We start from the raw sequence: 26,229 nt of genomic DNA on the forward strand, positions 1-26,229 counted from the left end.
TGAGCTGCAGCCGACGAGAAGGGCGTGCCACACGGCACGCCCTTTTCTTCATGACTTTTCCTGTCCTATCTCTTCAACCCAGCACTTTCACCAGCGCCTCGACCACCTGCTGCTGCTGTTCCGCCTCGAGGTAGGGATGCATCGGCAGGCTCAGAACCTCCTGACACACCGTCTCGGTGACCGGCAAGCTGCAGTCGGGATCGGCCACGGCGGGCTGGTGGTTGAGCGGCAGAGGATAGTGCACCGCGGTGGGGATCCCGGCGTCGGCAAGCTTCGCCTGGACGTCGTCACGCCGCGGTACGCGAATGCTGTACTGCGCATGCACGCTGGTGTTGCCGGGCGCCAAGCAAGGCGCGTTGACGACGGCGGACTCGACCAGCAGCGCAGCGTAGCGCTCGGCCACCTGCTGCCGGAGCGCCACCTCCTCGTCGAACAGCTCGAGCTTGGCCAGCAGAACGGCGGCCTGGAGGGTATCCAGGCGGCTGTTCATACCGAGCCGGGTATGATGATAGCGGCGCGCCTCGCCATGACGGGCGACGAGACGCACCTGCTCGGCCAGTTCGGCGTCGTCGGTGAACACCGCGCCACCGTCGCCGTAGGCGCCGAGGGGCTTGCTGGGGAAGAAGCTGGTGCAGGCGACATGCGACAGGCCGCAGGAGCGTCGTCCGTGGCGCGTGGCGCCGAAGCTCTGCGCAGCATCCTCCACCACCGCCAGGTCGTGCTTGCTCGCCAGCGCCCCGATGGCCTCCATGTCGGCGCACTGGCCGAACATGGACACCGGCATGATGGCTCGGGTGCGCGGCGTAATCGCCGCCTCGACACTCTCGGGGTCGATCAGATAGGTGCGGGGATCGATATCGACGAAGACCGGCCTGGCACCGGCCAGCACTACGCTCTCGGCGCTGGCGATGAAGGTGAAGCCGGGCACGATCACTTCGTCTCCCGGGCCGATATCGAGCGCCATCAGGGCGATCTGCAACGCGTCGGTGCCGTTGGCACAGCCGATGCAGTGGGCCACGCCGACATAGTCGGCCAGGCGGCGCTCCAGCTCGGCCACCTCGGGTCCCATCACGTAACGGCCATGCGCCAGCACGCCCTGAATGGCGGCGTCCAGTTGCGGTTTGATGCGTGCCTGCTGCGCGGCAAGATCGATGAAGTTCACCGGCAGCCCCCTCAACCCTGTGCCGTTGCACCGGCCGCACGGGCTGGGACGATACGGGAAAGCTGGGGATGGGCCTCGCCTTCGCTCGGCGCCTCCGGAGTCGCCTGACCCAACTGATAGACGGTTTCCAGGCAGTGCCGTACGGTCTCGATGCCGAAGCCGCGCCCGGAGAGAATCTCGCGGTAACTCACGGTGTGCAGGTCGGTGAACCCACTGGAGAACTCGAACTCTTCGCCGTCGCAGCTGATGCTGCGGTAGGTGGAGTGCTGGCCACGCACGCGTTCGGGCAGATCCTCGGCGTCGATGGAGAGGAACCAACGCACCTTGGCCTTCTCGTATTCGAGATAGCCGGCGGCCTTGTGCTCGTCATGGTAGTGCAGCACCATGCGCTGCAGCTCGCCGAAGATCACGTGCAGCATGTCGAAGAAGTGAATGCCGATTTCCGCCATCACACCGAACGACTTGCGCGAATCGCCCTTCCAGCTTGCCAGATACCACGGGCCTCGTGCAGTGATGTAGGTCAGCTCGACCTCATACCGGTCGTCGCGCTGCTCGGCGATCACCTTGTCCCTGAGCTCGTGAATGGCCGGATGGTGGCGCAGCTGCATGATGCTGTAGACGCGACGCCCGGTCTCCTGTTCGACGCAGCGCAGCTCATCGAGCTGGGCCGGGGTCGAGACCAGGGGCTTTTCGCAGATCACGTCACAGCCGAGATGAAGCCCAGCCGTTATATGTGCGCTATGGAAGTGATTGGGAGAGCAGACTACCCAGTAGTCGACCGCCCTCTCGCGCTGCCGTTTGAGCCGCCAGGCATGCTCGAGAAAATATTCGAACTGGGTAAAGAACGAGCAGTCGGTCGAGATCGAGTCGATGATGCCGACCGAATCGTTGATGTCGTACGCTGCCACAAGGTCATGTCCCGTATCCTTGATCGCCTGCATGTGGCGAGGCGCGATATACCCTGCAGCGCCGATTAGCGCAAAGTTCATATTGTTCTCTCCCCAGATTTCCATTCTGTGTCATCTCCATTGAACCAGCGGCCGACGCTACACGCCAGCCGCGGGGGGATTCAAGCGTTCCCTCTTCCTGAGCGGGCCACAGGCCGTGACGGATCGCGAACCCACTCGCTCCAGGAGCCCGCATAGAGTCGTGGCAGGCTACGTCCGGCAATGGCATAGGCAAGGATATTGTGGCAGGCCGTGACCCCGGAACCACAGTAGGCCACGATGGCCTCGGCCCGCGGCAGCTCGGCCTCCAGCGCCTCGGGCGCCTTGAAGCGGCCGGTGTCGGCGAGATTGGTGGCACTGGGACGACACACCGCCCCCGGTATGTGTCCGGCAACCGGGTCGATGGGCTCTGCCTCGCCGCGAAAGCGCTCCTCGCTGCGGGCATCCACCTTGAGCTCGCGCCCCGAGAACACCTCGTCGGCGGCGATACGCGCGCCGTCATCGAAGGCTGGCTGCCACTGGCTCGGCTCGGGAAGCGGCTCCTGGCCAAGCACCAGCTCTCCGCCCGCTTCCTGCCAGGCCTTCAGCCCACCGTCGAGCACACGCACGTCGGGGTGTCCGGCCCAAATGGCCAGCATCCACCACGCCCGCGCCGCCGCCAGCTGACCGCCCATGTCGTCCAGTACCACGACGGGGCGCTGCGGGGTCACACCCAGGCGGCGCAGAGTGGCGGCAAAGTCATCGGCAGACGGCAAGGGATGGCGCCCCCCTGCCCCGGGCTCGGCCGCCAGATCGCGATCGAGGTCGAGATGCAGGCTGCCCGGCACGTGGCCCGCCTCACACAGGCGGCGACCGGCATCGAGGTCGCCCAACCTGGCGCGACAATCGAATACCTGCGGCGCCCCATCCTTTTCCAGCGCTTGCGCCAGCTCGGTGGCGGCGATGAGTACCTGTTTCATGCATGTTCTCCTTGGGCCAACTCGCTCTCCCTGGCCAACTAGGAAGTCGCGGTGGCGGTCTCAGCGGCAAGAATTTCAATGGGAGCGCGACACGCCAGCAGCCGGCGCCGGCCGGCCTGAACGAAGTTTACCTCGATTACCTGATCGTCGGGATTGCCCTCCACCACCACCACCTCGCCCTCGCCGAACACCGCGTGGCGTAGCCTCAGCCCGGGGCGATAATGCTGAACGGCATAGTCGGCGGTGGGCTCAGCCAATGTGGGCTCGCGCGGCACCAGCTCAATCCCTTCGCAGCCCAGGGCAGCGAGATAGCGTGATACCAGCGCAGGCGACGTCACACTGAGCGGAGACGACGTTTCCTGCGCCGCCGACAGCCGGGCGGCGATCTGCCGGCACTCAAGCCACTGGGTCTCGCCGATGAAACGGCTGGGGCGATGATCGCCGCTGTCGTGCAGCAGCAACAGCTGCTCCCGCGCCCGGGTCACGGCCACGTAGAACAGCCGCCGCTCCTCTTCCAGCCGTTCTGCCGACAGGGGGTTGTCGCGACTGTAGTGTGGAAAGTCCTCCTCGTTGACGCCGGCCACCACGACCAGCGGCCACTCGAGCCCCTTGGCGCCGTGCACGGTGGTGATCAGGATGCCGTCGTCGCGATTCTCGACCGGCCGCTCGAGCAGTTCGATGAAGGCCGCGATATCCGAGGTCTCCCCGGCCTGCTCCACCAGCACATCGAGCAGGCGCACGTCCTCTTCTCCCTTCTCACGCCTTGCGGCGGCCCGCTTGAGCACTTTTTCGGCATCCAGCGCATCGACCACGTGCGCCAACAGCCGGGCCGGGTGCCAGGCGCCGAGACGCGGCAGCTCGCACAGCAGCGTCCAGCGCCGCTTCAGGTTGCGGCGCTGCATCGGCTTGAGCCCAGCCAGCAGGGGATCGTCCCGCTCGGGGTACTGCTGCGTATGGGCCAGGCGCTGGGCCAATGCCGCCAGGCGCTCACGGGCAACGAAGGGGGTCGGCTGCTCCAGCAGCCGCAACAGGTGAGCCGGGTCGTGCAGCAGCGCCGGCGTTTGCGAGAGCCGCAGGTAGCCTGCCAGCGCCTGCACCAGCGGCAGACGGAAGACGAAGCGATCCTCGCGGGCCAGGCGGAACGGAATACCGGCCTGCAGCAGCTGCAGTTGCACGGGCACCGACAGCGCCCAGCTGCGCACCAGCAGGCACGCTTCACTCAGCGCCCTGCCGTCCTGCCGCCAGCGCTCCAGGGTCGCCAGCAGCGCTGCCTTGCCCTGCTCGACGGCAACCTCGGTGGTCGGATTGCCGGAAGCGGCCAGGCACAGCTGATCGGGCCGGCGCCGGTTGGCGGCAATGGCATGATTGGCCAGCAGTGCCAGCGAGTGGCCATGGCGGAAGGTGGTCGAGAGCGGATAGTCGGTCGCTGCGCCGAAGGTGGCGCTGAAGTGCTCGCGCATGGTGTCGGGATGCGCGCCGCGCCATTCGTAGATGCATTGGTTGGCATCGCCCACGGCCATGACGTCCGCGCTGCGCCCCGCCAGCATGGCCAACAGGCGCAGTTGGGCCTGGTTGATGTCCTGATATTCGTCGATGATCGCCTGGTCGAGATAACCTTCCACCCTTCCGACCAGAGCAGAGTCGGCTTCCAGCGCCCGCAGCGGACGGTAGAGCAGATCGGAGTAGGTCATCAGGCCATGCTCGGCGAGCAGCGCCTCGAGGCGCTCGAAGGCCGCGGCGAAGTGCTCGCAGCCCTCGTCGAGGTCGAGTCGCTCTAGCAGCGTGGCGGCGGGCAGCATCTCGGCCTTCACCAGGCCGCAGAAGTGCGCCAGCGCCTCGAGGGTATCGCCCTCGAGGGCCATGTCGCGCCGCTCGCCATCCTCCAGCACCTCCAGGGTCGCCTGCCGCAGCAGACGCTCCACCTGCCAGTCGGCGGAAATCAATCGGCGCGGGGCCAGCGCGCCCCAACGGGTCAGGCTCTGGGTCAGGCGGTGGCCGAGGGAGTGGAAGGTACGTACGTCGGGCAGTCGCTGCCCGGCGGGCGCCATCTCGAACAGCCTGCGCTGAAAGTCCTCGCGGGCCGAGCGGTTGAACATCAGCACCAGGATGCGCTGCGCCGGGACGCCTCGTGCCAGCAGGTGCAGCACGCGGGCGACCAGCGTGGTCGTCTTGCCGGCACCCGCCACCGCCGACACCCTGGCGTGTCCGGCACCGTGTTCGACGACGGCACGCTGCTCCGCGGTCAGCCTCACGAGGCCTCGGCGGGCAGTTCGCCCAGTGGCTGCCAGCTACCGGCACTGGTCAGGCCGAGTTCGACGGTGCCGTCGCCCCTGGGGCGCTGCTCGGCGGCCTCCACCAGTCGGTAATAGACGTTGCGCCCGAGGCGCGCCGCGAGACCGAAGCGCACCGGCACTTCGGGCACCTGCGCGCCCTCGGGAGTAGCACTGAGCCGCAGCCGATGCGTTTCGTCCAACCGCAGGCGATCGCCGGCATGAGTGGTCAGCCACCAGCAGCCCGCGGCATCGTCATAATCGGCGTCCACCACCACGAAGGGGCGGTCGACCACGCGAATGCGCTGCTTCTCCACCGGCGTGACCAGATAGTATTCGCCATCCTCCTCACGCCGCAGCAGCGTCGAGAGCAGGCGAATCAGGCGCGGCCGCGTCATTTCACTGCCTTCGTGGAACCAGCGCCCGTCGGCGGCGATCTCCAGGTCCATTGCGCCTGCCTGCCCCGGCTGCCAGCGGTCCAGCGGGGGAATGTCGCCATCGGGCTCGACGTGATTGAGCAGTGGGTCCAGGTTCATACGCCCCCCTTCGACATGAAACTCCCTCTTACTTGCTACACCAGGCCGGCTCGGGCCAGGATATCGCGCGTCTCGTCGCTGGGCTCGGGCGCCGCACCACGGAACAGGCGGTAGAAGTTGGCCGTGGTCTGCATGGCAACCTCCTCGACGCTGATGCCCCGCTCCTCGGCGATGCATTCGGCGACCTCCACCACCCAGGCCGGCTCATTGGGCTTGCCGCGATACGGCACCGGCGCCAGGTAGGGGCTGTCGGTCTCGATCAGCAGTCGGTCGAGGGGCACCCGGCGCGCCACTTCACGCAGCGATTCGGCGTTGCGGAAGGTGACGATACCCGACAGCGAGATGTAGAAGCCGTGACGCACCGCCTCCCGCGCCATCTCGAGATCCTCGGTAAAACAGTGCAGCACCCCGCCGATGGCCGGATCGCTGTGCTCGCGTATCAGCTCAAGCGTCTCCTCGCGGGCATCGCGGGTATGCACAATCACCGGCAGTTCGAGCTCGGTGGCGGCCACCAGCTGACGCCGGAAACGCTCGCGCTGCACCACCCGCGACGGCACCCGATCAGGGGTCTTGTCGAGATAATGATAGTCCAGACCGCACTCGCCGATGGCGACCGCGCCGAAGCGCTCCGCGGCTTCCTTGATGGCCTCGATCTCCGGCTCACGCTCCAGCAGGTGCAGTGGATGCACGCCGGCAGAGATCGCCACGTCATCATGCTCGCGGGCAATGGCGGCAAGTGTCGGCATGTCATCGAGCGTGACGGCAACGGCGAGGAACTGGCCGACGTCACGGGCCCGAGCGGCGGCCAGGGCGTCGGCAAGGTTGCCGCTGTGGGTGGTGGGATCGAGGCGGTCCAGGTGGCAGTGGGAATCGACGAACATGCAGTGTAAAACTCATCCAGTGAATGGCAGGGGCGATTGGCGATTGCGCCAGATGTAGCGCTTGCGGTAAGCCCAGGCGGCAGTCGGACTTGACCGTGGTGTCCGACGGTCGGCTTAAAGCGTGTAGCTCGACGTACCCTTGTCCAGTTGCCCGGCCAGCAGCGTCTCGATACGGTCGCGCACGACATGATCCTCGGGGCTGAAGTGGATGCCGATTCCCGGCACCCGCCGCCCCGCCACGCCGTCGGGCGACACCCACACTACCTGACCGGTCACCGGCACCCGCTCGCTTTCGCCGGGCAGGGTCAGCAGCAGGTAGACTTCCTGGCCCAGCTCGTAGCGCTCACGGGTCGGAATGAAAATGCCGCCGCGTTCGAGCAGCGGCATGTAGGCGGAGAGCAGGGTCTGCTCGTCCTGAATGGTCAGCGACAGGGCCTTCTGCGGTGCCATGAATCTCTCCGTTACCCTACTTCACGAGGTTACCCTACTTCACGAGCGCAGCAGGGTCGACCAGCGTACCAGCCAGGCCTCGAGGACCAGCTGAGGATTGGGATTGCCACCCGCCGCCAGCAGGCGGCGCTGCTCCCGGGCGAAGTCCAGCAGCCGGAACCAGTCCTGCACCCGGGCATTCTTGACCGCTTGACGGTAGAGCGGAAGGAGGTCGGGATTGCGCACTGTCGCCGACTCCCCCGACAGGCCCAGTCGAATCAAGTCTTCGAGCCAGGCAATACCGTACCATAGTATCGATTCCAGGGACTGACGGTCGAGACGGGCAGCCTCCGCCACCGGCTCGGCGCCACGCACCAGGGCATCGAAGGTTTCGTGCAGCTGTTTGCGCAGTGCCCGAGAGTCGGGGGTGGCCAGCTCGGCGGCGAGCAGCGGCAAGCCACCCGCCACCTGCAGCCAGAAAACGGCTTCATCACGTCCGCCCAGCGACTTCGCCAGCCAATCGATGCTCTGTTCGTGCTCGGGTAGCGGCAGGCTCCAGTGCTGACAGCGAGAGCGAATGGTGGCGAGCATGCGCGAGGGAACATCGGCCAGCAGCAGGAACTGGGTGCGCGCGCCCGGCTCTTCCAGGCTCTTGAGCAGCGCATTGGCCGCCGCCACGTTCATCGCCTCCGCCGGCGAAAGCACGATCACCCGATGGCCGCCCTGCTGAGCGGTCTGGGAGACGAAAGCGTTGACCTCACGGATCGGATCGATACGAATCTGCCGCTTGCCCTCTTCCGGTGAAACCCGTAGCAGATCGGGATGATAGCCGGCCGCCAGCATATGGCAGCCATGACACTGACCGCAGGCCGTCTCGCCCGGCGAGGCGCACAGCAGGTAGCCGAGCAACGCCTCGGCGAAGCGCTGCTTGCCGACACCGCGCGGTCCCGAGAGCAGCAAGGCGTGGGGCAATCGACCGCTGCGATGCAGCGCGAGGAACTGCTGCCACAGTGGAGCATGCCAGGGCAGCGGGGTCGCCGGATCGCTCACAGCCATGCGCTCACTCTCGCTTCCAGGCAGGCGGAGAGGCGCGCCTGCACGGTAGCCAGCGGCGCATCGGCATCAATCACCGCCATGCGCTGAGGCGCCGCGGCGGCACGCGCCAGATAGGCGTGGCGCACGGCTTCGAAGAAGGTCGCCTGCTCCTGTTCGAAGCGATCGCGGCTGTCGCCGCTGGCCGCCAGGCGCCCTTGCAGGCGCCGCTGGGCGGCTGCGACGGGCATGTCGAGCAGCAGGGTCAGATCGGGCTCGAGGCCGCGCTGTACGAAGCGCTCCAGCTCGGCGATACGATCCGGCTCGATGCCGCGACCGCCGCCCTGGTAGGCAAAGGTGGCATCGGTGAAGCGGTCGCAGAGCACCCAGGCACCACGCTCGAGTGCAGGACGTATGCGCTGGGCCAGATGCTGGGCCCGGGCGGCAAACACCAATAGCAGCTCGGCATCGGCATCGAGAGGTTCGTCGGCCTTGGCCGAGAGCAGCAGCTCACGAATGGCCTCGGCTCGCGGCGTGCCACCCGGCTCGCGAGTGCGCACGACCTCGACGCCACGAGCCGTCAGCCACTGGGCCACCCATTCGAGGTTGGTCGACTTGCCGACGCCCTCGCCGCCCTCCAGGGTGATGAAACGTCCACGCTGCCGCATTGGGGGCTCCTGTGCCGCCTGCCGCGCTCCGCCCTGCATAGCGCAATCGCCTCTCAACGATTGCGGATATAGCGGTTCACGGCATTGTTGTGTTCACGCAACGTACGTGAAAAGTGGTGTGTGCCATCGCCACGCGAAACGAAATAGTAGGTGTCGCCGGGAAGCGGGTCGACGGCGGCCTCCAGCGAAGCACGGCCGGGCATGGCGATGGGCGTCGGCGGCAGGCCATTGATCACGTAGGTATTGTAGGGCGTAGCTTCCTGCAGGTCCGCACGGGTGATGCGTCCTTCATAGCGCTCGCCCATGCCGTAGATCACCGTAGGGTCGGTCTGCAAGCGCATGCCGGTTTGCATGCGACGCTTGAACACCCCGGCGATCTCGCGACGCTCCTCGGGGGCACCGGTTTCACGCTCGATGAGCGAGGCCATGATCAGTGCCTCATAGGGAGACTCGATGGTCAGGTCGTCATTGCGCCCTTCCCATACCTCCTCCAGCACCTGCTCCATGCGCGCCAGCGCCTGACGCAGGATATCGAGATCGCTCATGCCCTTGTGGTAGCGATAGGTGTCAGGGAAGAACCAACCCTCGGGGTGGCGACCCTCGCGTTCCAGCAGTGCCATGACCTCCTCGTCGCTGAGGCCCTGGGTGAGGTTCTCGAGCTTGGGAGCGGCATCGAGGCGAGCGCGCATCTGACGGAAGGTCCACCCTTCCGGGACCGTCAGCGGATAGGTCACGACCCGGTCGCTGCCGAGCAGCTCGATCAGCTCGCGTCCGCTCATGCCCGGTTCGAGCAGATACTCGCCGCTGCGCAGCCGCGGGATCGCCTCCGGCTCGAGACGGGTCAACAGACGAAATGCCCATTCGTCCTCGATCACGCCACGCGCCGCCAGGTCCGTCACTACCCGGTTGTAGCCCGCACCTCGCGGCACTTCATAGAGCGTGTCCTCTTCCACCGCAATAGGTGCCGCGAGACGGCTTTCCCAATAGCGATAGCCGGCAAAGACCCCTACGGCCGCCACCACCAGCAGAACCAGCAAAAACTTCAGCAAACGCAGCATGCGCTTTCCTCACTACCTACCAGTCTTATATACAGATCTCGATACGCAGACCTCGAGATGCAGGCCCTGATACACGAAGTACGGCCCAAGCGCGGCATGAAGCTGACTGCGCTCGCCGGCTTATCCCGATCAGTCCGCGGGAGCGGTGGGATAACCCAGCAGCGCATGAGCCTCCCTCTGTAAATCACGTTGAACGCTGCTCAGCGACCAACGATACAGCGGGGTGCCGTCGGCGGTATCGAGGCGCACCACCGGCCAGAGCCCCTGGACCGAATTGCCGAGCCACACCGCCTCGGCATCCGCCAGCGCCTGCGGCCCTACTGAGACCTCGACAATGGACAACCGCTGCATCAGCGCCGCGCGCAGCGTTCCCGCCACGCCACAGGCGTCCAATCGCGGCGTTTCCAGGCGCCCCTGGCGAAGCCAGAACAGGTTCATGCTGGTGGCCTCGACCAGCTGGCCCTGGCTGTCACAGAGCAGCCCCTCGGCAATATCGGCATCGTCCCACTCACGGCGGGCCATCACGTTCTCGAGCCGATTGAGATGCTTGATTCCGGCAAGCAGCGGCTGCATGCCCAACTGCAGCCGACAGTGGCGAATCCTCACGCCTTCCCACCAGCGTCGCGGCTGAGGCGTGAAATCAGTAGCCTGCCACAGCAAGCGCGGCTCCGGCGCAGCGGGCGTCTGGTAGCCACGCCCGCCCCCGCCTCGGGTCACTATCAGCTTGAGCACCTTCAGTGCCGGCCCGGCCTGGGCCGGTAGCACGTCGAGCGTGCCGGCCGCGGGCATGGGAATGCCGAGCCGGCGACAGCCCTCGGCGAGCCGCTGCATATGTTGCGGCCACAGCAGCGGGGCCCCATCGCGTACCAGCACCGTCTCGAACAACCCGTCGCCATAGGCTAGGCCGCGGTCGTCGGACGGCACCCACGCCTCTGTTTGCGGCCGGGTCATGTCACTCGCTCGAGACGCCCCGGCTCAGCGCAGCCGAGAGAAGACCAGGGTGCCGTTGGTGCCACCGAAGCCGAACGAATTCGACAGCGCTACGTCGATCTTCCGCTCGCGGGCCGTATGCGGCACGTAATCCAGGTCGCAGCCTTCCTGGGGATTGTCCAGATTGATCGTCGGCGGAGCCACCTGATCGCGGATGGCCAGGATGCAGAACACCGCCTCGACGGCACCGGCCGCACCCAGCAAATGGCCGATCATCGACTTGGTGGAACTTACCGCGACACCATCGGCCGCCGCCCCCATCACTTTCCTGATGGCACGACTCTCGGCCAGATCTCCTGCCGGTGTCGAGGTACCGTGCGCATTGATGTAGTCGACCGCCGAAGGGTCGATACCGGCGTCGCGAATGGCGTTGCGCATGGAGAGCGCAGCCCCGCTACCGTCCTCCGGCGGTGCCGTCATGTGGAAAGCGTCGTCGCTCATGCCGAAACCGGTCAGCTCGGCGTAGATGCGGGCGCCACGCGCCTTGGCATGCTCATACTCCTCGAGCACCAGGATGCCGGCCCCGTCGGAGAGCACGAAGCCGTCGCGATCGCGGTCCCAAGGACGGCTGGCGGCCTGCGGGTCGTCGTTGCGCGTCGACAAGGCACGAGCCGCGGAGAACCCGCCCAGACCCAGCGGGGTGGTGGCCATCTCGGCGCCGCCGCAGATCATCACGTCGGCATCGCCATAGGCAATGGTGCGCGCGCTATAGCCGATATTGTGGGTACCGGTGGTACAGGCCGTGGTGATGGCGATGTTCGGCCCCTTGAAACCATGCTGGATGGCCAGGTTGCCGGAAATCATGTTGATGATAGAGCCGGGCACGAAAAACGGCGAAACGCGACGCGCACCACCCTTGTTGAGCGCATTGTGGTTCTGCTCGATCATCGGCAGCCCCCCGATGCCGGAGCCGATGGCCACGCCGATACGCTCGGCGTTCTCCTCGGTGCACTCGATGCCGGCATCGCTGATGGCCTGAGCGCCCGCCGCCACCCCGTACTGGATGAACAGGTCCATCTTGCGCGCATCCTTGGGATTCAGGTACGGGCTGATGTCGAAGTTCTTGACCGAGCCACCGAAGCGGGTGTTGAAGCCGGTAGCATCGAAATGCTGGATGGGAGCGATGCCGCTCTTGCTGGCCAGGATGTTTTCCCAGCTCTCCTTGACCGTATTGCCCACCGGCGTGACCAGCCCCAGCCCGGTCACCACAACTCTACGAGCCATCAGTATTCCTCCAGACAACCTTGATGACACGACCCTTCCCCAGGTCGTCTTTGCGCGCATTATACCGGACATGCTCCCTGCTTGGGCAGCGCGGCCTTTACGTAAAGCAAAAAGCCGTCCTGGGACTCAGGACGGCTTTTCAGGGCCTTGCGAACGGGGCCCTACACCTCAGCAAGCGGCGACTAGCGCCCTCTTACTGATGGGCGTTGACGTAATCGATGGCTTCCTGAACGGTGGTGATCTTCTCGGCTTCCTCATCGGGAATTTCGGTATCGAATTCCTCTTCGAGCGCCATGACCAGCTCGACGGTATCCAGGGAATCAGCGCCAAGGTCCTCGGTGAAGGAGGAGCTGTTCTGGATATCCTCTTCCTTGACGTTCAGGCGCTCGGCCACAACCTTCTTCACGCGCTCTTCGATGGTGCTCATTTTATACGTACTCCAGTCGTTCAAGTTAGCCGTTCAGATGACCAGCCATTGGTCCGCAAACTCAAGCTGCGGGTAGTTTATAGACCCCCCCCTGTCGGCGCAACCGCCGACAGGCAGGAGCTTCAACGCATGTTCATACCGCCGTTGACCTGCAGCGTTTCACCGGTAATGTAGCCGGCGCCTTCGCTGGTCAGAAAGCCGACGGCAGCGGCAATTTCCTCGGGCTCGCCCAGGCGGGCCAGAGGGATCTGCGTCATCAACGCCTGATGCTGCTCTTCGGGCAGGGCGCTTGTCATGTCGGTGGCGATGAAGCCCGGCGCCACCGCATTGACGGTGATCGCCCGCGACGCCACTTCCCGCGCCAGCGCACGGGTGAACCCCTCCATGCCCGCCTTGGCGGCAGCATAGTTGGTCTGGCCGAGATTGCCCATGGTCGCCACCACCGAGCTGATGCTGACGATACGGCCGAAACGGGCCTTGGTCATGCCGCGCAGGCACGCCTTGGTGACGCGATAGACCGACTTGAGATTGGTATCGAGAACCGAATCCCACTCCTCTTCCTTCATCCGCATCAGCAGATTGTCGCGGGTGATGCCGGCGTTGTTGATCAGAATGGTGGGCGCACCGAACTCCTCGGTAATCGCCTTCACCAGCGCATCGACACTGGCCTGATCGGTGACGTCCAGGGCTCTGCCGGCCCCCTCGATACCATGGGCGCGCAGATCTTCGTCGATCTTGGCAGCGCCGGACTCGGTGGTTGCCGTTCCGATCACCACGCGCCCCTGACGACCTAGCTCATGGGCAATGGCCCGACCGATGCCACGACTGGCGCCGGTCACCAGGGCGATTCTGCGTTCGCTGGTCATAACCTGTTCCCGCTCCGAATGCTGTTGGATCCTGGGGCTCTTGCCCCTGCTTGTCGTTCAGGCCGCTTCTGCGCCGGCCTTCGGTTCGCGCAGCCTTTACTGCCCGAGCGTCTCGCGCGCCAGGCCGAGTGCCGCCTCGAGGCTGTCGGGATCGTTAACCGCCAGGCCCTTGCTGCTCTTGGCGATACGCTTGCCCAACCCGGTCAGCACCTTGCCCGGACCGCACTCGATGAAGACCTCGGCTCCACCCGCCACCATTGCCTCGACGCAGGACGTCCAGCGCACCGGCTGATAGAGCTGCTCGACAAGACGCGTGCGCAGGGTCTCGACATCGGCATGCGCCTGGGCATCGACGTTCTGATACACGGTGTAGCGCGGCGCACGCATGTCGAGGTCGGCCATGGCCGCCTCGAGGCGGTCCGCCGCCGGGCGCATAAGATCGCAGTGCGAAGGTACGGAAACCGGCAGCGGCATGGCACGCTTGGCTCCCGCCTCCTGACACAGGGCGATGGCACGATCGACGGCCGCCTTGTCACCGGCGATCACCACCTGCCCCGGGGAATTGTAGTTCACCGCCGCCACCACCTCATTTTGTGCCGCTTCGGCACAGGCGGTTTCAACGATGGCATCGTCGAGGCCGAGAATGGCGGCCATCGCCCCCCTCCCGGCCGGCACCGCTTCCTGCATCGCTTCGCCGCGCAGACGTACCAGACGCACACCGTCGGCGAAGCTCATTACGCCGGCGCAGACCATGGCGCTGTACTCACCCAGGCTATGGCCTGCCATGGCACCGGGTCGAGGCCCCTCGAGCTCCTGCCAGACACGCCAGATGGCAACGCTGGCCGTCAGCAGTGCAGGCTGGGTGCAGGCGGTGGTATTGAGCGCCTCATCCGGTCCCTCCTGGACCACCTTCCACAGGTCATAGCCCAGCGCATCGGCGGCCTCCTCGAAGGTCGTCCGCACCACGCTGTAGCGTTCGGCCAGCTCCCGCAGCATGCCTACCTGCTGGGAGCCTTGCCCGGGAAAGACGAGGGCAAGGGGTTGAGTCATGTCGTTCACCATTTGTTGAGTGCTGTCAGTTGCGACCGCCCAACTCGAGAGCGAGTCGGGCGGGCAGGTCTCGACTGACCTCCTGCGCGGCCCGCAGCACAGCGTAGGAAAAGCCGGTGGCATCGGCACTGCCATGGCTCTTGATCACAATGCCATCGAGGCCCAGCAGGCTGGCGCCATTGTAACGCACCGGATCCAGCTCGCTCTTCAGCCGACGCAACGCCGGCCTCGCCAACATTCCGACCAGGCGACTGCTCCAGTGCGAGTCGAAGGTCGCCTGTACTCGTTCGATCAGCATGCGCGCCAGGCCTTCGCTGGCCTTGAGCACCGCATTGCCGACGAAACCATCGCATACCACCACATCGGCCGAGCCGGCGAAGATACCGTCGCCCTCGACAAAGCCGATATAGTTCAACGCACCGACTTCGGCCAGCAGCGCATCCGCTTCGCGCACCGCGTTGCTACCCTTGGTCCCCTCGCTGCCGACGTTGAGTAGCGCCACCCGCGGGGCGGCGATACCGTCCACGTGACGCGCCATCACTTCGCCCATGCGTGCGAAGTCAACCAGCCGCTTCGCAGAGACGTCGACGTTGGCTCCCAGGTCCAGCAGATAGCAGCGCCCATCGCCGCGAGTGGGTATGGCAGTGCAGATGGCCGGACGTGGAATGTCCGCCACGGTGCCCAGCTCGCGCCTGGCCAGCGCCATCAGCGCACCGGTGTTACCGGCACTGACACCGGCAACGGCGCCCTGAGTGGCCACATGCTTCAGCATCATCGCCATGCTCGTATCGCCGCCGCGCCGAAGCGCGTCGGTGGGACGCTGGTCCTGTCGAATCAGGCTCGGTGCATGATGAACGGACAGATGCGAACCGGCCGCGGCAAGGTGCCGCGGCAGGTTCTTGAGCTCGTCTGACAGTCGATCGCCCGGTCCGAACAGATCGGCCTGCAATTCAGGCCTTGCCAGCACGGCAGCAGCCGCCCCCTGTACGGCAGCGGCAGGGCCTGCATCTCCGCCCATCGTATCGATGGCAATCCGCACGTTCAGGTGCCGATGGTCATCGAGGCGGGTCGACTTAGACGTCGACGACCTTGCGACCGCGGTAGAAACCGTCGGGGGAGACGTGGTGACGCAGGTGAGTGGTGCCGGTTTCCTTGTCCTGAGACAGGGTCGGCGCGCTCAGGGCGTCATGGCTACGACGCATGCCGCGCTTGGAACGAGTCTTACGATTCTGTTGAACTGCCATGGGTGTCACTCCGAAGTGAGACGATAAACAATCAGGATTTGTCCTTGAGGCGGCGCAGCACCTCGAAAGGACTCGCGGGAGCAGGCTCGTTCTCCACGAACTCCTCGCCGCTGCTCAGCTGGTCGCGCGAGACACGGCAATGCGCCTCGTCGTGGTAAACCACCTGGGGCAGACTGAGGATCAATTCATCCTCCACCACCTCCAGCAGGTTCAGCTGTTCGTTTCCCACCAGCACCGGCTCGTGGGTGCTCGGCAGCTCCGCCGCCAGCGCATCGCTCGAGACCATTCCCAGCAGGAACTCGCTCTCGACGCGCTGAGACAGCGGCTCGAGGCAGCGCCGACAGGGCAGCTGCAGCTCGGCCTCGAGACGGCCGCGAATCTCACGGCGCCCCTGGGCATCGATGCCGAAGTCGAGCCACACCTGGCAGTCGCCCGTCTGCTCGCCCACCTGGGCGGCAAGGCGCTCGAACTGGTCGAGCGCCATCAGCCCCGAGAGGCTTTCGGCACGAGCGGCGAGCCGATAGGGCTCGACCTTGTTGGGAAGTCGTGAGGTCAACATAGGCGCGCAATGATAGGCACTCCCCATGCCCCTGTCAAAGACGCCATGTCAGCAAGTTACAATACCTCTCTCTTCGAACCCGCCAACGGCTCGCATCACCCAGCACAGGAGCACACCATGCCACGACTCGTTCTCGCCTCAGGCTCCCCCTGGCGCCGCCAACTCCTCGACCGCCTGGGCCTGCCCTACGCCTGGCTCAGCCCCGATATCGACGAAACACCACGTCCCGGCGAAACGCCGCAAGCACTGGTGCACCGCCTGGCTCTGGCCAAGGCCAGCCGTGTGGCCGAGCAGTATCCCGACCATCTCATCCTCGGCTCTGACCAGGTCGCCGTGTTCGGCGGCGAGATTCTCGGCAAGCCTGGCGACGAAGCCACGGCCCGCGCTCAGCTCGCACGCTTTTCCGGTCAGCGGGTCACCTTTCTCACCGGCCTGGCCCTGGTCGACACCCGCCAGGCGAGCCACCGGGTCTGTCACGAGCGCTACGACGTGGTGTTCAGGCGCCTCAGTGATGACGAGATCGCTCGCTACGTGGAGCGCGAGCGACCGCTGGACAGCGCCGGCAGCTTTCGCATGGAAGGGCTGGGCGTCGCCCTGTTCGAAAAACTCGAGGGCGACGACCCCAACACTCTCATCGGTCTGCCACTGATTCGCCTGTGCGCCCTGCTGCGCGAAGCGGGCCTCGACCCACTGGGCGATCAGGGCAGCTGGTAGCGCACCGGCGAACGACTGGTGGGCACGCCCATCCACTCGGCGGCGACCCGGCCAAACTGACGGGTCAGCCGCTCGAAGGGATCCAGCCGCGGCGTGTAGTCGTGCAGGCGCACCTCGCCAAACAGCTCGCGACTCAGGGCGTCGAGGCTGCCGATCCCATCGATGAGACCCAGCTCATACGCCTGCTGACCGCTCCAGATCAGACCGCTGAAGAGGCGCTCATCCTCCACCAGACGATCGCCCCGGCCCAGCCGCACCGCCTCGATGAACTGGCCATGGGTGGTATCCATCACCGTCTGCCAGAACTCGCGCTCCTCCGGCCGCACCGGCGAGAATGGATCGAGGAAGCCCTTGTTCTCGCCGCTGACATAGATACGCCGCTCGATCCCGAGATTGTCGATCGCCTCCTCGAAGCCGAAGCTGGCGAAGATGACCCCGATCGACCCCACCAGACTTGCCGGCGCGGCGATGATCTCATCGGCGGCCGCCGCCATGTAGTAGGCACCGCTGGCGCCGACGTCCTCGATTACCGCGATGATCGGCTTGCCGCCCTCTTCACGCAGCCGCATGATCTCCTGGTAGACCCGCTGGGACTGCACCGGACTGCCTCCCGGACTGTCGATGTGCAGCACCACGGCAGCGGCATTGTCGGCATCCCAGGCACGGTTGAGCCCTTCGATGATGCGCTCGGCGCTGGCCGGGGATTCGCCATCGATCACACCGCGCACGGTTACCACGCCCAGATGCTGTCGCTCGGGCTCGCGGGCACCATCGCCGAACAGGCTATAGAAGCTGGTGGCCAACGAGGCCAGGATCAGCGCGGCGAAGAAGAAGCGAAAGAACAGTTTCCAGCGCCGCGAACGACGCTGCTCCGTCAGCACGCCGCCGATCCAGCGATCGAGCATCTCCTGCTGCGCCAGACGCTGCCGCTCACGCAGCACCTCGGCACTTTCGGCAGGCGGCGCCGGCTTCTCGGTCTTGGCCTGACGCACCTCGCGCGCCTGCTCGGGGGTCAGCTGCGGCCCATCGGTCCAGCGATCTTCGCGCTCCGGGCGCTTGTCGTCGTCTTGCCGCTTGTCGTCGCTCATTGACTCGTCTTCCTTTTCATCACTCGCGATTCAGCCATTCGAACAGTTCGCCTACCGTCCCGGCAGTATAGACAGGGCGACTCGCCGCCAGCCGTCCCGGCTCATGCACCCCCCAGGTGACGGCGACCCGATCCATGCCCAGGGCGCGCGCCATCTCCAGGTCATACTCGGTGTCCCCAACCATCACCGTCTCCTCCACCGGCGTGCCCAGCTCCACCAGCAGCTCCTCGAGCATCTGTGGGTGTGGCTTGGAGCGGGTTTCGTCCGCCGTGCGACTGGCGTGGAACCAACGACCGCTGTCGCTTTCGCGAAAGACTCGGTCGAGCCCTCGCCGGCTCTTGCCGGTGGCCACGGCCAGCCGCCGTTCGTGCCGCTCGCGCAGCGTGGCAATGCCGGATTCGACGCCGTCGAAGAAGGTCATCGGCGTGCCATCGGCCTCGACGAAATAGTGCACATAACGGCTACGCAGCAGCTCGAAGCGCTCGGCATCGATCCCCGGGCACAGGCGATCGATGGCCTCGGGAAGCCCCAGACCGATGATATCGCGCACCGCCGCCGCCTCGAGATGGCCCCAGCCGGCATCGCGCGCCGCCGCCTGCATGCTGGAAACGATTCGGGCAGCGGAATCCATCAGGGTTCCGTCCCAGTCGAAGATCACCAGTCGGTAGCGCATGAAAACTCCGCGTCAGATATCGATGAGGCAGTGCTCAATGGGACTCGCGAGCGCGCGACAGCACCGCCTCGAGCTCTTCCGGCAGGGGTGCACGAATCTGCACCGGCCGGCCGCTGCTCGGCTCGGGGAAGGTCAGCGACTCGGCATGGAGAAACAGGCGCGACAGGCCCAACTGCCGCGCCAGCGCCTCACCTTCACGCGAGCCGTACTTGTCGTCACCCAGCAGCGGAAAGCCTGCATGCGCGGCATGCACGCGAATCTGATGGGTACGCCCGGTGACCGGCTCGGCTTCGATCAGGGTCGCCTTGGGAAACGTCTCGCGCACGGCAAAGCGGGTGCGCGCGACCTTGCCCGCCGCATCCACCCGTACTCGGCGCTCGCCGTTGCCGGCATCGTAGCGGTCGAGCCGGGCGCTGACGAACTCGCGCCGGGCGGGCCAGCGACCCGCCACCAGCGCCAGGTAGCGCTTGTCCATCTTGTGACCCTTGAGCGCCTCGTTGAGGGCGAGCAGCGCCGGACGCGACTTGGCCAACAGCAAGCAGCCGGAGGTGTCGCGATCGAGCCGGTGCACCAGCTCGAGAAAATCGAGATCCTCGCGCACCTGGCGCAGGGCCTCGATCAGGCCGATCTTGACGCCGCTGCCGCCGTGCACGGGCAGACCGGCCGGCTTGTTGAGTACCAGCCAGCCCGGACCTTCCACCAGCACGCTGCCGGCCAGCAGGTTGCGCAACCCTTCGCTGACCTGCTTGACCGCCTCGCGCGGGGCCAGCTTCAGCGGCGGGATACGCACCACGTCGCCAGGCTGCAGGCGGTAATCGGCCTTGACCCGCTTCTTGTTGACCCGCACCTCGCCCTTGCGCACGATGCGGTAGACCAAGGTTCGCGGCACGCCTTTCAGGCGCGTTATCAGAAAGTTGTCGACCCGCTGGCCCGACTGCCCTTCGCCCACTTCCACCCACTGTACGTCGCGACCTTCGGTCATGACACTCCTGCTGAAAATCCGTTGTGAGCCAGCATTCTAACGTACTCGGCGATGCGCTGCGCCAATTGCTGCGAATTGCCATTACTGCTATATTGCCAGCTCGCTCGGATGGATCCCTTCGGTCCCATGGCGCCTGCACGACAGACACGCAGGCCGGAGCGACGAAATCGGGCCGCGACGATCCCTGTACATGGATCCCGCCGCCGACGAGTGATAGACGCATGAATTTGCAGCAATACAAGTAATGACGCCACGCCCGGATCCCGGCTCGCATCAGTCACAGGCGAGCGGTGGCCACGGGAATCGTTCAACATCGTGCCGGTGGCCGGCGTTGGCGAATCGATGAATGCCAGGTGTCTGGCGGTGACCGCAGGGCCGGATGGGAGAAGACCCACCGAGACATGTCCTGCCTCCGCCGCGTACTCAACATGATCATGTCGTGCTGGGCCCTCACGGTGCCGGTACGATCGGGCGCCACTGTGCATCCGCGACATGCGCTGAGCACAAGCACGCAGCACCCAGAGGTTCGCCTTCTTCGATGCCCCCCGGCGCGTCCAGATTGCGAGACAACATGAAACGGATGCTCATCAATGCAACCCAGCCGGAAGAGCTGCGTGTTGCGCTGGTCGATGGACAACGCCTGTACGACCTGGACATCGAGTCCGGTGCCCGGGAGCAAAAGAAAGCCAACATCTACCGCGGCAAGATCACCCGCGTAGAACCCTCCCTCGAAGCCGCCTTCGTCGACTTCGGCGCCGATCGCCACGGTTTTCTCCCTCTCAAGGAAATTTCCCGCGAGTACTTCCTGAAGGAAGCCTCGGGGCGCCCCAGCATCAAGGAAGTTCTCAAGGAAGGCCAGGAAGTCATCGTCCAGGTCGACAAGGAGGAGCGCGGCAACAAGGGGGCGGCGCTGACCACCTTCATCAGCCTCGCCGGCCGCTTCCTCGTTCTGATGCCCAACAACCCCCGCGCCGGCGGCATTTCGCGTCGCATCGAAGGCGACGAGCGCACCCAGCTCAAGGAGGCCATGGGCCTGCTCACCGTGCCGGAAAAGATGGGCGTGATCGTGCGCACCGCCGGCATCGGCCGCAGCTCCGAGGAGCTGCAGTGGGATCTCGACTATCTGGTCCAGGTGTGGGAGTCGATCACCGAGGAGGCCGGCAAACGCCCCGCCCCCTTCCTGATCTACCGCGAGTCGAACGTCATCATCCGCGCCATGCGCGACTACCTGCGCCAGGACATCGGCGAGGTGCTGATCGACAGTCCCGAAGTGCATCAGGAGGCGCTGACCTTCATCCGTCAGGTCATGCCTTCCTACCAGCAGAAGATCAAGCTCTACGCCGATGAAGTGCCGCTGTTCTCGCGCTTTCAGATCGAATCGCAGATCGAGACCGCCTACGAGCGCGAAGTGAAGCTGCCCTCCGGTGGCTCCATCGTCATCGACCATACCGAAGCGCTGGTCTCCATCGACATCAACTCGGCGCGCGCCACCCGTGGCAGCGACATCGAGGAAACCGCGCTGCAGACCAACCTGGAAGCGGCCGACGAGATCGCCCGCCAGCTGCGCCTGCGCGATATCGGCGGCCTGGTGGTCATCGACTTCATCGACATGAGCCCGGCGCGCAACCAGCGCGAGGTCGAGAACCGCATGCGCGACGCGCTCAAGCTCGACCGTGCCCGGGTGCAGATCGGTCGCATCTCGCGCTTCGGCCTGATGGAGATGTCACGCCAGCGCCTGCGGCCTTCGCTGGGCGAAACCAGCGGCGTAGTCTGCCCACGCTGCAACGGCCAGGGCACCATTCGCGACGTGCGCTCACTGTCGCTCTCGATCATGCGCCTGATCGAGGAAGAAGCGATGAAGGAGCGCAGCGCCCAGATTCGCGCCATTCTGCCGGTACCGGTCGCCACCTATCTGCTCAACGAGAAGCGTGCAGTCCTCTCGGACATCGAGAAGCGCCAAGGCGTCCGTGTGCTGGTACTGCCCAACCCCGATATGGACACCCCGCACTACGACGTGCAGCGTCTGCGTGACGACCATGTCGAAGAGGAAGGCGATCACGACAAGTCCAGCTTCGAGCTGTCCGTCGAGACGGACATCGGCAAGGAGCCGGACATGAGCATCGCCAAGCCGGTTGCCCGCTCCGAGGCGGCCGTCAAGACGGTGATCCACAACGAGCCGGCGCCGGCTTCGCTGCAGCAGGAGCCGGCTGCGAAGCCGTCTGTCGCCCCTGCTGCCGCGCCCGCTGCCGGCGTGCTCGGCCGCCTGCTCAAGGGCGTGACCAAGCTGCTCGGCGGAGCCGAGAGCGACACCACCACAGCAACCGAGTCGCGCAAGCCGGCCACACCGCCGCCGGCCCCCGCCCGCAGCGGCGATGACGAGCGTGGCGAGCGCAACGGTCGTCAGCGTCGCCGTTCACGCAGTGAAGGACAGGATGAGCCTCGCGGCCAGCGCGGGCAGTCCCGCCAGCAGGCCGGCGGTGGTGAGAGCGCCCGCTCCGAGGGCCGTCAGGAAGCTCGCCAGGACAACGCTGCCGGTCGTGGAGAAGGCCGAGGCGAAGGTCGTGGAGAAGGCCGTGGCGGACGCGGCCGCGGTCAGGCGCGCAGCGACAAGCCGCAGACCGACGAAGCACGCCAAGGCAAGCCGCGCGGTCGTGACGACGCCACCCGGAGGCAGAAGGCAGAAAAGGCGGAGCCCCAGGAGAAGCCGGCCGAGCAGGCTGCAGAGCCGGTCGACGACGGCAAGCCCAAGCGCACGCGCAACAATCCGCGCAACCGCTCGCGCCAGCACGCCATCAACCCTCAGGCCGAAGCCGAGCAGAAGCGTCTGCAGGCCGAAGCGCCCGAGCAGAAGGATGAGGTCGGTGCGGAGCAGGCCAAGGCGGATGCGCCCAAGCCGGCGGAGAAACCCGCCGAGGCGGTGAAGGCCCAGGCCCCTGAAACCAAAGCACCTGAAGCCAAAGCCCCTGAAGCCAAGGCACCTGAAATCCAGGAGCAGAAAGCCCAGGCGCCCAAGGCAGAAGCCCCCAAGGCGGATGTGCCCAAGCCGAGCGAGCAAACGGCGGAGAAACCCACCGAGGCGGTGAAGGCCCAGGCCCCTGAAACCAAGGCCCCTGAAGCCAAGGCACCTGACACCCAGGAGCAGAAAGCCCAGGCGCCCAAGGCAGAAGCCCCCAAGGCGGATGCGTCCAAGCCGAGCGACCAGCCGGCGGAGAAACCCGCCGAGGCGGTGAAGGCCCAGGCGCCTGAAACCAAAGCACCTGAAACCAAAGCACCTGAAGCCAAAGCCCCTGAAGCCAAGGCACCTGAAATCCAGGAGCAGAAAGCCCAGGCGCCCAAGGCAGAAGCCCCCAAGGCGGATGCGTCCAAGCCGAGCGACCAGCCGGCGGAGAAACCCGCCGAGGCGGTGAAGGCCCAGGCGCCTGAAACCAAAGCGCCTGAAGCCAAAGCCCCTGAAGCCAAAGCCCCTGACACCCAGGAGCAGAAAGCCCAGGCGCCCAAGGCAGAAGCGCCCCAGGCGGATGCGCCCAAGCCGAGCGACAAGCCAGCGGAGAAGCCCGCCGAGGCGAAGGCCCAGGCACCTGAAGCCCAGGCACCCAAGACGACCGACAAGCCGGCGGAGGAACCTGCCGAACCGGTGAAGGCCACAGCACCTGAAGCCAAAGCACCTGAAGCCAAAGCGCCAGAAGCCCAGGAGCCAAAGCCGGAAGCCAAAGCCGAGGAGCCGAAAGCAGACGCTCCGCAGCAGGCCGATAGCGAGCAGCCTCAGGCCGCTCAGCGCCGCCGTCGCCGCGCCCACAACGACCCGCGTGAGATCCGCAAACGCGAGCAAGAGGGGCAGAAAGGCAGCCAGGGCTGAACGGCTCGCACCGCAATGAAATGGCCCGCACACTATGTGCGGGCCATTTTCGTTGGTCAGCTCTCGGTACGAGCAGGGTTTAGGCCGGACAGGATTCAGAACAAGGCTCAGGCCAGCCGGGGCTCCCGCTCCAGTACCACGCCAAAACGCTCTCGAACCCGCTCGGCCACCGCGTCGGCGAAGGCCAGCAGCTCTTCGGCATTGCCGCCACCGAAGTGCACCAGCACCAGGGCCTGACGTTCGTGCACGCCGAAGTGCCCGCTGCGCCACCCCTTGAGGCCGCAGCGGTCGATCAGCCAGCCGGCAGCCAGCTTCACCTGCCCACCGGCCAGCTCGAAGCGCGGCATGTCGGGCCATGTCGCCAGCAAGAGCTCGGCTACCTCCCGCTCCACGATGGGATTCTTGAAGAAGCTGCCGGCATTGCCCAGCTCAGCCGGATCGGGAAGTTTCTCGCGGCGAATGGCGCATACCGCCTCGGCCACCTCGAGCGGAGTCGGCCCAGGACCTGCCCGCTGGGCCAGATCGCCGTAGGTCAGGCGAGGCGCGGCCTCACGGTCAAGCCGAAGCGTCATGCCGGTAATGACCACCCTGCCCTCGAGCTCGCCCTTGAAGATGCTGTCTCGGTAGCCGAAGGCGCACTCCTCCACCGTAAGCACGGCGCTTCGCCCATCTTCCATGAACACGACCTGCACCGCCTCGACCAGCTCGCACAGCTCGACCCCGTAGGCACCGATGTTCTGGATCGGTGCGGCGCCGCAGTGGCCGGGTATCAGGGCCAGGTTTTCCGTGCCCCACAGGCCACGCGCCGCCAATGTCATGACCAGCGGATGCCACTCGACGCCGGCACCGACATGTAGCTTCACTGCGCTGCCCTGCCGCTCCAGCCACCAATGATTCAGCGCCGGCCTGACCACCAGGCCACTCAGACGCTGCGGCAGGATCAGGTTGCTGCCACCGCCAAGCAAGGTAACAGGCCAGCTCTGTGCGGCAGCCCGTTGCAGCAGCCGGCGCAGCTGACCCACCGTTTCCGGAGCGGCAAAACGCTCGGCCCGGCATGGCAAGCCCAGCGTGTTGCTCCGCGTCAGATCATGATCGTGACGGACGATATCGTTCAAACCCGGTGCCCTTCGAGCCGACGGGCGATCTCCTCGAGCAGGCCGCGCGAGGCGGCTTCGACCAGGTCCAGCACCTCTTCGAAGCCCTGCTCACCGCCGTAGTAGGGATCGGGCACCGGGCGGTCGACGTGACCGGCGAAGTCGAGAAACAGGCCGATATGGGCGCCACACCCCTCCGGGCACTGCGCACGGATGGCCGCCAGGTTGTCGTGGTCCATCGCCAGCAGGTAATCGAAGCGCGAGAAGTCCTCGGCTGCCAGCTGGCGCGCACGCAGTTCGCTCAGGTCGACGCCACGCTGGCGCGCCGCCGCCATAGTGCGCGGGTCGGGCCCCTTGCCCACGTGCCAGTGGGCAATGCCGCAGGAGTCGACTTCCACCCGATGTGCCAACCCCGCCTTCTCCAACTCGCGCCGGAACACGCCCTCGGCGGTGGGCGAGCGACAGATGTTGCCGAGGCAGACGAAAAGAACGCGCATGCTCTACTCCTTATCGGTTCGCGCTCAGCAGTGCCCTGACGCGCTCCAGATCTTCGGGCGTGTCGACGCCGGGTGGATTGGGCTCGGCGGCCAGCGCCACCTGGATGACATGCCCGTAGTGCAGCGCGCGCAGCTGCTCCAGTTGCTCCAGCCGTTCGAGTGCCGAAGGGGTCCAGTCGCGATAGGCCGCGAGGAAGCCGGCGCGATAGGCATAGATGCCGATATGGCGCAGCCACGCATCGGTTTCGAGCCATTCGGGGCGCGCGGCAAAGGCCTCGCGATCCCAAGGAATGGGGGCGCGGGAAAAATAGAGCGCCCGCCCGGAAAGCGAGCGTACCACCTTGACCACGTTGGGATTGAACAGCGACTCGACGTCGGCGATGGATTCGGCGAGGGTGGCGATGGATGCCTCGGCATCGTCGTGCAGGCGCATGGCCACCTGATCGATCAGCCGCGGCGGAATCAGCGGCTCATCTCCCTGTACGTTGACCAGCACGGCATCGTCATCGAGCGCCAGCAGCTCAGCGACCTCGGCCAGCCGGTCGGTACCGGACGGATGGTCGGCGCGGGTCATGACCACCTCGGCACCCAGCGGGGTCAGGGCGTCGCGGATGCGATCATCGTCGGTGGCGACGACGACTCGACTGGCGGAACTCGCCGAGGCCCGTCGCCAGACATGGGCCACCATGGGCTCGCCGCCAATATCAAGCAGCGGCTTGCCCGGCAGGCGCGATGAGCCGAAGCGCGCCGGAACCACCGCAATGAAGGTTCGATCCTGCGCCATCATGCTTCCCCGGTGCGTCCGGGCGAAGCCGGCAGCTTCTCGTCCACGTCCAGTTGCCGCGCTTCTTCAGGCAGCATCACCGGGATACCGTCACGTATCGGATAGGCCAGGCCATCGTAAAGGCATACCAATTCCTGAGCCTCGCGGTCGTACTTTAGCTTGCCCTTGCACAGCGGGCAGACCAACATGGCCAGCAGTTCCTTGTCCATCGTTTCACCTCTATATCCACGAGTATCATG

27 protein-coding genes are annotated in these 26,229 nt (G+C 65.9%); 2 read left to right on the top strand and 25 right to left on the bottom strand.

Features of this window, described 5'->3' with window-relative positions; all coding sequences use genetic code 11:
• Nucleotides 1-73: 73 nt before the first annotated feature.
• The 18 genes from HOP58_RS04255 to HOP58_RS04340 form a co-directional block, all read right to left on the bottom strand.
• A complete protein-coding gene (locus HOP58_RS04255) occupies nt 74-1,162 on the bottom strand; it encodes a DegT/DnrJ/EryC1/StrS family aminotransferase (protein ID WP_010627969.1) in 1,089 nt (362 codons plus the stop codon).
• An 11-nt stretch (nt 1,163-1,173) separates the two neighbouring features.
• On the bottom strand, nt 1,174-2,151 hold the full coding sequence (locus tag HOP58_RS04260) for a Gfo/Idh/MocA family oxidoreductase (protein ID WP_141638574.1): 978 nt from the start codon (nt 2,149-2,151) through the stop codon (nt 1,174-1,176).
• 80 nt (nt 2,152-2,231) lie between these two features.
• Complete coding sequence (locus tag HOP58_RS04265; RefSeq protein ID WP_234259665.1) at nt 2,232-3,068, bottom strand: sulfurtransferase; 837 nt, start codon at nt 3,066-3,068, stop codon at nt 2,232-2,234.
• Between the two features lie 38 nt (nt 3,069-3,106).
• Nucleotides 3,107-5,320 (bottom strand): ATP-dependent helicase, encoded by a 2,214-nt coding sequence (locus HOP58_RS04270; protein ID WP_234259666.1) that lies wholly within the window; start codon nt 5,318-5,320, stop codon nt 3,107-3,109.
• Nucleotides 5,317-5,874: a DUF1285 domain-containing protein gene (locus HOP58_RS04275; RefSeq protein ID WP_234259667.1), complete on the bottom strand. Its 558-nt coding sequence runs from the start codon at nt 5,872-5,874 to the stop codon at nt 5,317-5,319. Before HOP58_RS04275 ends, HOP58_RS04270 begins: the two co-directional genes overlap by 4 nt.
• A 35-nt stretch (nt 5,875-5,909) precedes the next feature.
• On the bottom strand, nt 5,910-6,755 hold the full coding sequence (locus HOP58_RS04280; protein ID WP_234259668.1) for a TatD family hydrolase: 846 nt from the start codon (nt 6,753-6,755) through the stop codon (nt 5,910-5,912).
• 114 nt (nt 6,756-6,869) lie between these two features.
• On the bottom strand, nt 6,870-7,205 hold the full coding sequence (locus HOP58_RS04285) for a PilZ domain-containing protein (RefSeq protein ID WP_010627963.1): 336 nt from the start codon (nt 7,203-7,205) through the stop codon (nt 6,870-6,872).
• 39 nt (nt 7,206-7,244) lie between these two features.
• Complete coding sequence (locus tag HOP58_RS04290; RefSeq protein ID WP_234259669.1) at nt 7,245-8,240, bottom strand: DNA polymerase III subunit delta'; 996 nt, start codon at nt 8,238-8,240, stop codon at nt 7,245-7,247.
• Nucleotides 8,231-8,884: a dTMP kinase gene (tmk, locus tag HOP58_RS04295; RefSeq protein WP_010627961.1), complete on the bottom strand. Its 654-nt coding sequence runs from the start codon at nt 8,882-8,884 to the stop codon at nt 8,231-8,233. Before tmk ends, HOP58_RS04290 begins: the two co-directional genes overlap by 10 nt.
• A 53-nt stretch (nt 8,885-8,937) precedes the next feature.
• Nucleotides 8,938-9,942: an endolytic transglycosylase MltG gene (gene mltG / locus HOP58_RS04300; protein ID WP_010627960.1), complete on the bottom strand. Its 1,005-nt coding sequence runs from the start codon at nt 9,940-9,942 to the stop codon at nt 8,938-8,940.
• 129 nt (nt 9,943-10,071) lie between these two features.
• The gene (gene pabC / locus HOP58_RS04305) at nt 10,072-10,893 is read right to left on the bottom strand and encodes an aminodeoxychorismate lyase (RefSeq protein ID WP_010627959.1); all 822 of its coding nucleotides are present in this window, start codon (nt 10,891-10,893) and stop codon (nt 10,072-10,074) included.
• Nucleotides 10,894-10,917: 24 nt separating this feature from the next.
• On the bottom strand, nt 10,918-12,159 hold the full coding sequence (gene fabF, locus HOP58_RS04310; protein ID WP_234254295.1) for a beta-ketoacyl-ACP synthase II: 1,242 nt from the start codon (nt 12,157-12,159) through the stop codon (nt 10,918-10,920).
• Nucleotides 12,160-12,349: 190 nt separating this feature from the next.
• Nucleotides 12,350-12,583, bottom strand: a complete 234-nt coding sequence (gene acpP / locus HOP58_RS04315) for an acyl carrier protein (RefSeq protein ID WP_008956801.1) — start codon at nt 12,581-12,583, stop codon at nt 12,350-12,352.
• 122 nt (nt 12,584-12,705) lie between these two features.
• Nucleotides 12,706-13,449 carry a 3-oxoacyl-ACP reductase FabG gene (gene fabG, locus HOP58_RS04320; RefSeq protein ID WP_010627957.1) on the bottom strand — a complete coding sequence of 248 codons (744 nt, stop codon included), beginning with the start codon at nt 13,447-13,449 and terminating at the stop codon, nt 12,706-12,708.
• Between the two features lie 96 nt (nt 13,450-13,545).
• Nucleotides 13,546-14,499, bottom strand: coding sequence for an ACP S-malonyltransferase (fabD, locus tag HOP58_RS04325; RefSeq protein ID WP_234259670.1), 954 nt, complete (start codon nt 14,497-14,499; stop codon nt 13,546-13,548).
• Between the two features lie 25 nt (nt 14,500-14,524).
• Nucleotides 14,525-15,538, bottom strand: coding sequence for a phosphate acyltransferase PlsX (gene plsX / locus HOP58_RS04330; protein ID WP_338073333.1), 1,014 nt, complete (start codon nt 15,536-15,538; stop codon nt 14,525-14,527).
• A gap of 34 nt (nt 15,539-15,572) precedes the next feature.
• Nucleotides 15,573-15,743, bottom strand: a complete 171-nt coding sequence (gene rpmF, locus HOP58_RS04335) for a 50S ribosomal protein L32 (RefSeq protein ID WP_010627954.1) — start codon at nt 15,741-15,743, stop codon at nt 15,573-15,575.
• 31 nt (nt 15,744-15,774) lie between these two features.
• Nucleotides 15,775-16,302, bottom strand: coding sequence for a YceD family protein (locus HOP58_RS04340; protein WP_234259671.1), 528 nt, complete (start codon nt 16,300-16,302; stop codon nt 15,775-15,777).
• Nucleotides 16,303-16,419: 117 nt separating this feature from the next.
• On the opposite strand from HOP58_RS04340, the gene HOP58_RS04345 reads away from it, so the two are divergent.
• Nucleotides 16,420-17,016, top strand: a complete 597-nt coding sequence (locus HOP58_RS04345; RefSeq protein WP_234259672.1) for a nucleoside triphosphate pyrophosphatase — start codon at nt 16,420-16,422, stop codon at nt 17,014-17,016.
• Here the strand turns inward: HOP58_RS04345 and sppA are convergent.
• Genes sppA through HOP58_RS04360 form a run of 3 tightly spaced genes read right to left on the bottom strand, consistent with a single transcriptional unit; the run spans nt 17,001 to nt 19,759 of the window.
• Nucleotides 17,001-18,104 (bottom strand): signal peptide peptidase SppA, encoded by a 1,104-nt coding sequence (gene sppA / locus HOP58_RS04350; RefSeq protein ID WP_234259673.1) that lies wholly within the window; start codon nt 18,102-18,104, stop codon nt 17,001-17,003. The genes HOP58_RS04345 and sppA overlap by 16 nt on opposite strands.
• A gap of 19 nt (nt 18,105-18,123) precedes the next feature.
• The gene (locus HOP58_RS04355) at nt 18,124-18,777 is read right to left on the bottom strand and encodes an HAD-IA family hydrolase (RefSeq protein ID WP_234259674.1); all 654 of its coding nucleotides are present in this window, start codon (nt 18,775-18,777) and stop codon (nt 18,124-18,126) included.
• Nucleotides 18,778-18,811: 34 nt separating this feature from the next.
• Complete coding sequence (locus HOP58_RS04360; RefSeq protein WP_234254143.1) at nt 18,812-19,759, bottom strand: RluA family pseudouridine synthase; 948 nt, start codon at nt 19,757-19,759, stop codon at nt 18,812-18,814.
• Between the two features lie 571 nt (nt 19,760-20,330).
• On the opposite strand from HOP58_RS04360, the gene rne reads away from it, so the two are divergent.
• Entirely contained in the window at nt 20,331-23,615 is a 3,285-nt protein-coding gene (rne, locus tag HOP58_RS04365) for a ribonuclease E (protein ID WP_234259675.1), read from the top strand.
• A gap of 107 nt (nt 23,616-23,722) precedes the next feature.
• Here rne and murB read toward each other — a convergent pair whose 3' ends face one another.
• From murB to HOP58_RS04385, 4 genes are read right to left on the bottom strand one after another with little or no spacing between them, the layout of a single operon-like run.
• Nucleotides 23,723-24,730 carry a UDP-N-acetylmuramate dehydrogenase gene (murB, locus tag HOP58_RS04370; RefSeq protein WP_234259676.1) on the bottom strand — a complete coding sequence of 336 codons (1,008 nt, stop codon included), beginning with the start codon at nt 24,728-24,730 and terminating at the stop codon, nt 23,723-23,725.
• Nucleotides 24,727-25,206, bottom strand: a complete 480-nt coding sequence (locus tag HOP58_RS04375) for a low molecular weight protein-tyrosine-phosphatase (protein ID WP_234259677.1) — start codon at nt 25,204-25,206, stop codon at nt 24,727-24,729. The genes murB and HOP58_RS04375 overlap by 4 nt, the downstream gene beginning before the upstream one ends.
• A gap of 10 nt (nt 25,207-25,216) precedes the next feature.
• The gene (kdsB, locus tag HOP58_RS04380; protein WP_193365783.1) at nt 25,217-25,990 is read right to left on the bottom strand and encodes a 3-deoxy-manno-octulosonate cytidylyltransferase; all 774 of its coding nucleotides are present in this window, start codon (nt 25,988-25,990) and stop codon (nt 25,217-25,219) included.
• Nucleotides 25,990-26,199: a Trm112 family protein gene (locus HOP58_RS04385; RefSeq protein WP_010627944.1), complete on the bottom strand. Its 210-nt coding sequence runs from the start codon at nt 26,197-26,199 to the stop codon at nt 25,990-25,992. Before HOP58_RS04385 ends, kdsB begins: the two co-directional genes overlap by 1 nt.
• Between the last annotated feature and the right edge of the window lie 30 nt (nt 26,200-26,229).

This window comes from Halomonas sp. MCCC 1A11062 (assembly GCF_021404355.1).
In the GTDB taxonomy this organism is placed as follows: domain Bacteria; phylum Pseudomonadota; class Gammaproteobacteria; order Pseudomonadales; family Halomonadaceae; genus Halomonas; species Halomonas aerodenitrificans.

Coding starts and splice junctions, on each gene's coding strand:
- HOP58_RS04260 (WP_141638574.1), bottom strand. CDS start 2,151: ATGAACTTTGCGCTAATCGGCGCTGCAGGGTATATCGCGCCTCGCCAC.
- HOP58_RS04265 (WP_234259665.1), bottom strand. CDS start 3,068: ATGAAACAGGTACTCATCGCCGCCACCGAGCTGGCGCAAGCGCTGGAA.
- HOP58_RS04275 (WP_234259667.1), bottom strand. CDS start 5,874: ATGAACCTGGACCCACTGCTCAATCACGTCGAGCCCGATGGCGACATT.
- HOP58_RS04280 (WP_234259668.1), bottom strand. CDS start 6,755: ATGTTCGTCGATTCCCACTGCCACCTGGACCGCCTCGATCCCACCACC.
- HOP58_RS04285 (WP_010627963.1), bottom strand. CDS start 7,205: ATGGCACCGCAGAAGGCCCTGTCGCTGACCATTCAGGACGAGCAGACC.
- HOP58_RS04290 (WP_234259669.1), bottom strand. CDS start 8,240: ATGGCTGTGAGCGATCCGGCGACCCCGCTGCCCTGGCATGCTCCACTG.
- tmk (WP_010627961.1), bottom strand. CDS start 8,884: ATGCGGCAGCGTGGACGTTTCATCACCCTGGAGGGCGGCGAGGGCGTC.
- mltG (WP_010627960.1), bottom strand. CDS start 9,942: ATGCTGCGTTTGCTGAAGTTTTTGCTGGTTCTGCTGGTGGTGGCGGCC.
- pabC (WP_010627959.1), bottom strand. CDS start 10,893: ATGACCCGGCCGCAAACAGAGGCGTGGGTGCCGTCCGACGACCGCGGC.
- acpP (WP_008956801.1), bottom strand. CDS start 12,583: ATGAGCACCATCGAAGAGCGCGTGAAGAAGGTTGTGGCCGAGCGCCTG.
- fabG (WP_010627957.1), bottom strand. CDS start 13,449: ATGACCAGCGAACGCAGAATCGCCCTGGTGACCGGCGCCAGTCGTGGC.
- fabD (WP_234259670.1), bottom strand. CDS start 14,499: ATGACTCAACCCCTTGCCCTCGTCTTTCCCGGGCAAGGCTCCCAGCAG.
- rpmF (WP_010627954.1), bottom strand. CDS start 15,743: ATGGCAGTTCAACAGAATCGTAAGACTCGTTCCAAGCGCGGCATGCGT.
- HOP58_RS04340 (WP_234259671.1), bottom strand. CDS start 16,302: ATGTTGACCTCACGACTTCCCAACAAGGTCGAGCCCTATCGGCTCGCC.
- HOP58_RS04345 (WP_234259672.1), top strand. CDS start 16,420: ATGCCACGACTCGTTCTCGCCTCAGGCTCCCCCTGGCGCCGCCAACTC.
- sppA (WP_234259673.1), bottom strand. CDS start 18,104: ATGAGCGACGACAAGCGGCAAGACGACGACAAGCGCCCGGAGCGCGAA.
- HOP58_RS04355 (WP_234259674.1), bottom strand. CDS start 18,777: ATGCGCTACCGACTGGTGATCTTCGACTGGGACGGAACCCTGATGGAT.
- HOP58_RS04360 (WP_234254143.1), bottom strand. CDS start 19,759: ATGACCGAAGGTCGCGACGTACAGTGGGTGGAAGTGGGCGAAGGGCAG.
- rne (WP_234259675.1), top strand. CDS start 20,331: ATGAAACGGATGCTCATCAATGCAACCCAGCCGGAAGAGCTGCGTGTT.
- HOP58_RS04375 (WP_234259677.1), bottom strand. CDS start 25,206: ATGCGCGTTCTTTTCGTCTGCCTCGGCAACATCTGTCGCTCGCCCACC.
- kdsB (WP_193365783.1), bottom strand. CDS start 25,990: ATGGCGCAGGATCGAACCTTCATTGCGGTGGTTCCGGCGCGCTTCGGC.
- HOP58_RS04385 (WP_010627944.1), bottom strand. CDS start 26,199: ATGGACAAGGAACTGCTGGCCATGTTGGTCTGCCCGCTGTGCAAGGGC.